The organism is Flavonifractor sp. DFI.6.63 (genome assembly GCF_024462255.1).
Classification (GTDB): domain Bacteria; phylum Bacillota; class Clostridia; order Oscillospirales; family Oscillospiraceae; genus Lawsonibacter_A; species Lawsonibacter_A hominis.
Genome location: NZ_JANGBE010000020.1, coordinates 55,004 through 63,747, shown reverse-complemented (window position 1 = coordinate 63,747; position 8,744 = coordinate 55,004). Strand labels below are relative to the sequence as shown.

General features: G+C 57.9%; 7 protein-coding genes. 3 read left to right on the top strand and 4 right to left on the bottom strand.

The window, feature by feature from the left end:
* The 3 genes from NE547_RS11355 to NE547_RS11345 all read left to right on the top strand — a co-directional run.
* On the top strand, positions 1-503 hold a 503-nt coding region (locus NE547_RS11355), incomplete at its 5' end, for a major capsid protein (protein ID WP_256175990.1).
* A 13-nt stretch (positions 504-516) separates the two neighbouring features.
* Positions 517-1,518 carry a hypothetical protein gene (locus NE547_RS11350; RefSeq protein WP_256175989.1) on the top strand — a complete coding sequence of 334 codons (1,002 nt, stop codon included), beginning with the start codon at positions 517-519 and terminating at the stop codon, positions 1,516-1,518.
* Between the two features lie 112 nt (positions 1,519-1,630).
* Positions 1,631-2,353, top strand: a complete 723-nt coding sequence (locus NE547_RS11345) for a hypothetical protein (RefSeq protein ID WP_256175988.1) — start codon at positions 1,631-1,633, stop codon at positions 2,351-2,353.
* Between the two features lie 57 nt (positions 2,354-2,410).
* Here the strand turns inward: NE547_RS11345 and NE547_RS11340 are convergent, their stop codons facing one another.
* The 4 genes from NE547_RS11340 to NE547_RS11325 are packed head-to-tail and all read right to left on the bottom strand — an operon-like array spanning position 2,411 to position 8,636.
* Positions 2,411-4,810 (bottom strand): S-layer homology domain-containing protein, encoded by a 2,400-nt coding sequence (locus NE547_RS11340; RefSeq protein ID WP_256175987.1) that lies wholly within the window; start codon positions 4,808-4,810, stop codon positions 2,411-2,413.
* Positions 4,811-4,823: 13 nt separating this feature from the next.
* The gene (locus NE547_RS11335) at positions 4,824-6,029 is read right to left on the bottom strand and encodes an ABC transporter permease (RefSeq protein WP_256175986.1); all 1,206 of its coding nucleotides are present in this window, start codon (positions 6,027-6,029) and stop codon (positions 4,824-4,826) included.
* Positions 6,026-6,721, bottom strand: a complete 696-nt coding sequence (locus NE547_RS11330) for an ABC transporter ATP-binding protein (protein WP_186909051.1) — start codon at positions 6,719-6,721, stop codon at positions 6,026-6,028. The genes NE547_RS11335 and NE547_RS11330 overlap by 4 nt, the downstream gene beginning before the upstream one ends.
* A gap of 4 nt (positions 6,722-6,725) precedes the next feature.
* A complete protein-coding gene (locus NE547_RS11325) occupies positions 6,726-8,636 on the bottom strand; it encodes an HlyD family efflux transporter periplasmic adaptor subunit (protein WP_186909052.1) in 1,911 nt (636 codons plus the stop codon).
* Positions 8,637-8,744: the final 108 nt, after the last annotated feature.

Below are 8,744 nucleotides of genomic sequence, written 5' to 3'. Positions count from 1 at the left end.
ATGGCGATTTTATTAAGTCCTTTGTGGAGCATGGCTTTATACTTGGTTTGATGGTTGCCCGTTATGATCATACCTATCAGCAAGGTCTTGAACGTTTCTGGAGCCGTAAGGATCGCTTTGATTATTACTGGCCGGTCTTTGCTAATATTGGCGAGCAGGCTGTTCTTAACAAGGAGATTTTTGCTACTGGTCAGGCTACTGATAATGAGGTCTTTGGTTATCAGGAAGCGTGGGCTGATTATCGGTATAAGCCTTCCCGTGTGTGTGGTGAGATGCGCTCTAAAGCGCAGACTTCGCTTGATGTTTGGCATTTGGCTGACGATTATTCTAAGCTGCCTTCGCTTTCAGATGCGTGGATCCGCGAGGATAAGGCTAATGTAGATCGTGTCTTGGCAGTTACCAGTGCGGTTTCTAACCAGATGTTTGCTGATATCTATGTGCAGTGTAAGGCTACTCGGCCTATGCCTGTGTATTCTATCCCCGGTCTCATTGACCATCATTGACGGAGGTTAATTTATGGCTTATAATGCTAGTAATGGCGTGCAGATGCCGATCTGGCAAGCCGAGAAGCGTAACCAGCTGCCCAATACTGGGCAGCTGGCTACTGGCATTGGTGCTTTGCAGAGTATTGCGAACAATAATACAGCAGCCTCCGCGAAGGAGGCCGAGAAGCTGCGTGAATGGCAAGTGCAGCAGGCTCAGATTGCCCGTGATTATAATTCTGCCGAGGCCCGGAAGAATCGTGATTGGCAAGAACGCATGTCAAATACTGCTCATCAGAGAGAGGTGCGTGATTTAATTGCCGCTGGCCTTAATCCTGTTTTGTCTGTTACTGGTGGTAGTGGTGCTGCCGTTACCTCTGGCGCTACTGCTTCCTCGTCGAGTCCGTCTGGCGCTCATGGTGACGTGGATACTTCTGCTACTTCTGCTATTTCTGGGCTCTTATCTAGCTTTCTTAACTCGATGATGTCTTTGGAGGCTACTCGCGTGTCTGCTCAGTCTAATCAGGCTGTTGCTGATAAGTATACTGCTATGTCTAAATATACTAGTGAGTTGCAGGCGCAAACACAGTTGGATACTGCTAATATTCAGGCTGCTGCTACTCGCTACGTGTCCGATCAGTCTCTTGCTGGTACTAAGTATGCCTCTGATCAGTCTGCTGCTGCCTCGAAGGTTGCGGCTGCGATTCATGCTTCTGCTGCTAAGTATGGCTATGATGTGAATGCTATGACTACTCGTGAGGTCGCTGCTTTTAATGCTGATGTTAATAGGCAGCTTCAGGAGGCTGGTTTTACGCATGATTTTGATTTGAAGTCTGCATTTCCTTCTAATCTTTGGCAAGGTATTGGCTCTATTCTTGATTCTGGTGATAATTCTAGTGGTCGTGGTTTGTCTGGTTCTTTGAATAATTTGTGGAGTTCTATTACTGATTTGTTTTCTGGTAAGAGTAGCGGAGTTTCTTCCGCGCGTCGTGGTGTTGGTCGTCGCCAGGGTGTTGGTCGTAGATCTCGCGACTGAGGCTGGAGGGCGTTTCAGTGGGAACCAATACATACTTGATATATTGGTTCCCACTGACACCACCAGATTTCCGAGTACGGAGAGGGTGTTGTAACTGAGTTGTTTTCATCCTATGAAAGCATTTGAGATTGGTACTCTTCCTTCTGGTAAGCGCAATTTGAAGATCGTCCCTTATGAGGTGCATCACCTTGAGATGGATGAGAAAGGCAAGATTCGTGCTGTTGCTGTGCCTGAGATTTCGCCTTACCGTGTGAAGTCCTTTCTGAATTGGTTTGAGATTCCCTGCGGTTATTGTGATGGCTGCCGTATTGATCGCTCCCGTGAATGGGCTAATCGGTGTATGCTGGAGCTACAGTATCATGATTCCGCATATTTCATCACGTTGACTTACAATGAAGATCATGTTCCAGTGTCTTACTATGCTGATCCGGAGACTGGTGAGGCTCAAGAGTCTCTTTCACTTCGTAAGCGTGATTGGCAGCTCTTCATGAAGCGGCTGCGTAAAGCGTTCCCAGATGACCAGATTAGATTCTATGCTTGTGGTGAGTATGGCTCCCAAACTTTTCGTCCTCATTACCATGCAATAGTTTTTGGACTCCACTTGCATGACCTTGTTCCTGTGCAGGATGTACAGCGTGGAGAACTCGGATATCAGTATTTTACGTCGGATTCTTTACAGCGTTGTTGGTCTGTGGTAGAATCTAGTGGAGTGCAAGGGGTGTATGACTCTCCTTGCACTCCGAATTTTATAAGGAGAATGGTACGTCAGAACGAAAAAAGTTGGCTTTTCCGGCTCAAAGGTTCCAATGGTAGACATTTGGTAGACATGCTCTGAAAAGCACAAAAAACGACGGCGCAGGCATTTTGCCTGCGCCGTCGCTGCCGTGTATGTTTACTTGATGACGATGATACGGACCTTGCCGCCTGTCTCCGGCGTCTTATCATAATAGACGCTTAGATCATCGGAGAATGCCAGAGCCTGCTGCAGGTTTTCCCGATGGCCGCCGTCCTTGGCGGTGTACCAGGTCTTGGTAGCCTCATTATAGATCTGTACCTGGTCGGAGATGGGGAGGATCATGCTGTTGGTGGTGAGGGTCATGGCCTCGGCGTCGAATTGAGCGCGGCGCAGGCCGGTGACGGACTGCAGTGCGGCAAAGCCCGCCAGCATCTGATGGTCGTCCACCTGATCCATGGAGCCTGCGATGCCGCCCATATAGCCGCTCTTGGCGCCGGCCACGCTTCCGACCACATAGGAGATCGCACCGCTGCCGTTGGTGACCCGGATGGTGCCGTTGCGGTAGGAGCTGATGGTATCCCATTTTTGCGTTTCATTGTTCCAGACCTTTTCCTCATACATCCCGGCAGGCTGGTAGTAGATCAGACCGTACTCGTAGCGGTCGCCGGTCACATCGTTCAGCACTACCTTGTCTACGCGGCCGGCCCAGTCGTAGCCCACGTAGGTGATCTGAGCGGCGGGGATCCTGGTCAGGGCAATGTCGCTGCGCTCGATCTCAGCCAGCTTGCCGTTGCCGACCTGTTCGAAGAAGCGGATGCCTGCGGAGAGGTCCTTGGTCCCCAGCGTGTTTTTCGTCAGATCCAGCGGGGCGGCGGCCGCCTTGCCCTGGACCTTGGTCAGGCTCAGATAGCCCCGCTCGGCGGAGGAGACCGTCACCAGACTGCCGTTGAGCTTCTGGGCGGCCGGCTCGGTATACTGAGTCTTGCCGGTGATCTTGATCACACCGTCCAACAGCTCGATGGTCACATTGTCTTTGGAGGCAACGTCGGCCACACCCACCGCATTGGACTTTGCCACAGAAGTAGGCACCGCTCCGGCCACCTGGCCTGTGGAGGTCAACAGCAGGGTCAGCCGGTCGCCGACCTGGAACGTACTCAGATCCTGCACCGCACTGGGCAGCACGGTGAACGGAGTGCCCAGCACCGTGATGGTGGAAGGCGCCGCCGTGTTGGGATAGACGTCCTCGTAGATGCCCGTGAGCTTCAGGTCGGAAACGAACAGCGTGTTGGAGCCGCCGTCATAGGTGGCTACGTCATACTGTTGCAGATCAGACACTGCGGCAGGGACGCCGTTTTTATAAATCTGGTAATCGCCGGAGCCGGTCACCAGGGAGGCAAAGGGATTGGTGGCGCCGTTGGGCTTGTTCTTCGCCACCAGTACGTTGTCCTCGTTCACCGCGTCGCTGGAGGAGCGGAGGTAGAGGTAGTCCAGCTTGCCGGAGCCGTTGTAGCACAGGACCAGGTTGGCGCCGGTGCGCAGGCCGGTCCAGATCTTTTCATAGCTCGTGGGTTCGCTGCTGTCGCTCTGGTAAACCGCCGTGGTCAGCTTGACGGATACCGTCTCATCGCCCAGAAGAGGGATGGAATTGGCCTGGGGGCTGCCCATTATGGTGGCGGTGCGGAAGGTGCTGTCCTCATCCGGCAGGATGGCCAGCAGTTTTTGGGAGCGATCCAGCAGCAGCTTGCCGCGGGTACCGTTGAGGCTGCCGTCAAAGCCCTTGTGGTCGGTCTTGTAGGTGCCGGCGGAGGTCATCACGGAGCCGGTCGTGCCGTCCTCCGCCACCGCGTCCGTGGACAGGATGACCAGGCTGCCGGTCAGCTCGCCGCCCAGCTGCTTCAGATAGAGTTCCGTGCTGCCCTTGGGACTGGTAAAGAGCAGGTTATAAAACAGCAGGGCCGCCTGACCGCGGGTAATGGTGGAGGAGCCGGAGAGGCTCAGACCGTCGGAAAGGCCGGAAGACCGCGCCACGGCCACATAGCCGTCGTACCAGTAGGCGCCGGAGGCCACATCGCCGCTGCCGTAGCCTAACACCCGCATGAGGATGGTGACCGCCTCGCCGTACGTGATGGCGCGGTCGGGACGGAAGGTGCCGTCTCCCACGCCCATGATAAGGCGGGTACCCGCCTTGTCTTCCCCGCCGCCCAGGGTGGTGGTGGAGGCCAGGTTTACATAGCCGCGGGCCCAGTGGGAGGGGCCCACATCCTGGAAAATGGTGCGGTTGCGCTGGGCGGGCTCCTCGCCGCCCAGGCCCATGATCTCAATGGTCATTTTGCAGAATTCGGCCCGGGTCAGCGTGCCCGCAGGCCGGAACGCGCCGCCGCCGGTACCGTTCACCACGCCCAGCAGGCGCAGTACCTCCGCGGCGTTGGCGGTCGCTTCATCGGTAATGTCGTAAAAGCTGCCGGCGCCTGCGGCGGAAGCGGGCAAGGCCGCCAAAAGACCGGCCAGGATGGCCGCCGTCAGCAGGCAGGCGATCAGTCGTTTCAGTTTTCTCATTCCACTCTCTCCTTTATTCCGCACGCAGGGCCACCACCGGCTGGAGGCCGGAGGCCTTAATGGCGGGGTACAGGCCGAAGATCACGCCCAGCGCAACCGAGATGAAGAACGCGCCAACGGTGACCCCCACGCTTGGCCATAATATCATATTGAACGATAGCTTGCCAACAATAAGCGTGCCGATATAGCCCGCCGCGATACCAAAAATACCGCCGATCCCGCAGATCATGCAGGCCTCGATCAAAAACTGGGCGATGATGCTGCGCCGCTCAGCCCCGATGGCCTTGCGGATGCCGATCTCGCGGGTGCGCTCGGTAACGGTGACCAGCATGATGTTCATGATGCCGATGCCGCCCACCGCCAGGGAGATGGCTGCGATGCCGCCCAGAAAGCGCTGCTGCAGCTTATCCTGCGCCTCCCCCTGCTCCTGCCACTGGTTGGGGGTCTGGACATAGTAGTAGCCGTTCTCCCCGATCAGGCCCTTCAAAAAGCCGTCCAGCAGGGTGATGGCCCGGGTGGTGGAGGCGGAATCCTTCGCCTTGGCCACAAAGGAACTCCAGGAGGTGCTGCTGTTGAGCAGGCGCGTCATGGTGTAGGGCACCAGGATATAGCGGTCCACGCCGCTGTAATTGTTGGGGTCCTTCTCTTCGAACACGCCCACCACCTCGAAGGGCGTGCCGTTGATGGTGATCGTCTTGCCGATGGGGTCGGCGTAGTTGAAGAGCATGCTGGCCATTTTGGAGCCCAGCACGCAGACCTGGCTGTACTTTTGGATATCCAGATAGGACAGGTCCCGGCCTTTGGCCACCGTAAGGTTATTGCACAGCGCAAACTGCTGGTTGCCCATCACGACCTGAGGGCTCTCCTCCCAGCTGGTTTGATAGTTGTCCAGGGTCTTGGCGCCGTATTTGACCACCGTCTGGTTGTACATCTGGATGTTGGGCGTAACGCCCAGAACGTATTCGTCCAGCTCCATGCAGTAATTGTAGAGCGCGTCGGAGATTCCCTGGCTGTTCCAGGAGCTGGCCTCGATATTGATAACGTTGGTGCCCAGGCTCTCATAATAGGCCCGCATCTGCTGATTCTGCCCCTGGGCGTAGGACACCAGGATGATGACCGCAGCCAGGCCGATGATGACGCCCAGCATGGTCAGGGCCGAGCGGCCCTTCTTGGCCGCGATGGATTTGGCCGCGATCTTGAAGGCTTGATTCAGATTCACTGGAAGGCCCCCTCTCTGTCCCCGTCATAGAGGATCCGGCCGTCGGAGATGCGGATGATCCGCTCGGCGGTGGCGGCAATGCCGTTGTCATGGGTGATGAGAATGATGGTGGAGCCGTCCGCGTGGAGCCGGTGCAGGATTTCCAGTACGTGCTTGCCGGTCCGGGAATCCAGGGCGCCGGTCGGTTCGTCGGCCATGATGATCGGCGGGTGGGTGGCAATGGCGCGGGCGATGGCCACCCGCTGCTGCTGGCCGCCGGACATCTCGGTCGGCTTGTGGCGGGAGCGGTCCGCCAGGCCCACCTTCTCCAGCGCTTCCTCCGTCCGTTCCGAGCGCAGGGAGGGAGACATCCCCTGATAGATCAGGGGCAGCTCCACGTTTTCCCAGGCGTTGAGGGCGGGGATCAGGTTAAACCCCTGAAAGATGAAGCCGATCTGCTTGTTGCGCACGTGGGCCAGCTGCCGGTCGGTCAGCTCGGTCACATCCACCCCATCCAGATGATAGTCCCCGTAGGTGGGGATATCCAGGCAGCCGAGGATGTTCATCAGGGTGGATTTGCCGGAGCCGGACGCCCCGATGATGGCCACGAACTCGCCCCGGTCGATGCGCAGGGAGACCCCGTCCAGGGCCCGCACCTCGCTCTCTTCCCCCTCGTTATAGATCTTGAAGAGGTTTTTTACATCTATGAGCATCGCGTCAACCCCAACTGTCGGCCTGCTGGGTCTCATAGCCGATGAAGACTTCGTCGCCCTCGTTCAGGCCGCTGATGATCTCCACGCGGGTGGTGTCGGCAAGGCCCACCTCCACCGGTACGGCCCAGAAGCCCTCAGGACACTCCCAGGAGGGGTCCGGCTCGGCAATGCCGTTTTCCGGCATCTGCTCGGAACGGACAAAGACGATGGTGCCGGTGCCGTCGTCGCTGACGCCGGCGTAGCTGCCGGAGGAGCCGCCGCCCGCAGGCATGGGCACGGCCACCGCCATGAGCGGTTTGGCGGAAGCGCCGCCGGCGTAGGACTGGGGCGCGGCCTCGGCGTCGCCGCCCGCTTCCTCGTCCACAACGGCTCCGTCGTCTGCGATGGCTCCGTCGCCCATCCCATCCGTACCGCTTGTCATACCGTCGCCGTTTGTGCCGCCGAAGCCTTCGATCCCGGCAAAGCTGACGTACTTGACCGCCTGGACGGGCACGGTCAGGCAGTCGTCGGACTGGCTGGCGACGAAGGAATAGTTGACGTACATGCCGGTCATGAGGCTGCCGTCGGGATTGTCCACCTTGACCACGGCGGGGAAGGAGGCTACGCCGTTTTCGCCCTTGGCGGTCAGGGAGACGCTCTCCACGATCCCCATATAGGGGGTGCCGTACTGGTCGATATTGACCATCATACCCGTCTTGACGTAGCCGATATTCCGCTCATCGATGCTGATATCCACGGTCATGACGCTGGTGTCGGCGATGGTGATGCCCTGTCCGGAGCTGACCTCCATGCCCTCGCTCAGGCTGCAGGAGAGGACGGTGCCTGAAATGGGGGCCACTGCGTTGTAATTGCTCAGCTCCTTCAAGGCGGTATCCAGCTTCTCCTGCGCGGTCTTCAGGGCGTCCTGCTTGGCGGAGATCTCCTCCTGATTGTCCTCGGCGCCCAGCCGGACCAGCAGCTGGCCCGCTTTCACGTCGGCATAGTTGAGCAGCCCGGCGTACTCCACGGGGCCCTTGACCTTGGCGGTGATCTTGGTGGTCTCGTAATATTTGAACTGCCCGTTCTCATAGGGGTAGATGGGGGTGCCGTCGGCAGCCGTAAGGACGGCCGAGGCGTCCATCCCCTCGGTAAGCGTGCCGGGATTGTCCAGGACAAGGACAACCTCAAAATAGATGCCGCCCTCGGGGGAGATGAAGCGAACCTTGTTGATCTGCTCCACCTTGCCGCTCAGCGTAGACATGACGGAAGGGATGGAGACCTGCACGGCCTGCCCCACGCTGATCTCGTTTTCGTATGTATAGTTATAGTAAAGGGACAGGCGCAGCTTGGTGTCGTTGACCAGCGTGGCAATGGGGTCCCCGGCGTTCACCGTGTTTCCGACCTTCAGGTCGGCCACCTCCATCAGCTTGCCGGAGTGCGGCGCGGAGATGGTCAGATCCTTGGCCGAATCATAGATGGCCTGCAGGTCCTTGGCGCACTTGTTCACCGTCTCCTGGGCGGCGGTCACCGCCTCCTGGGCGGCGGTGTCGTCCATCCGGTAAAGCTGCTCGCCCTCGGTCACCTGCTGGCCCTCCTGCACATACAGCTCCAGGATGGTGCCGCCTGCGGTGGGGCTGACGGTGGCCGAATCCTTGGCCCGGGTGGAGCCGCTGCCCTCCACCACGCTCTGAATGGAACCGCGGCTGACAAAATCGGTCATGGCGGTACCCTTGGAATCATCCTTTTTGAACACCAGGAAATAAAGGGCTGCGATCAATCCGATCACCACCGCGGCGATGAGGACGATGGCCAGAATGATCTTGCCCACGCTGTGTTTTTTCTTTTTGCGCTTGCCGCTGGGCGCTGCAGGCGGCGTCGCCGGCGCAGCGGCGGCGGCCGCGACCTGGTCCAGAACCGGGGTTTGCTGTTGCGTCATGTTTCCTTCCTCCTAATTCACGGTACTCTGCTTGCCATTGTACCACCCGGGCAGGGCGTATGGAATTACAATCCAGTGACAAGTTCTTAAGTTATCCTTAAATTTAGA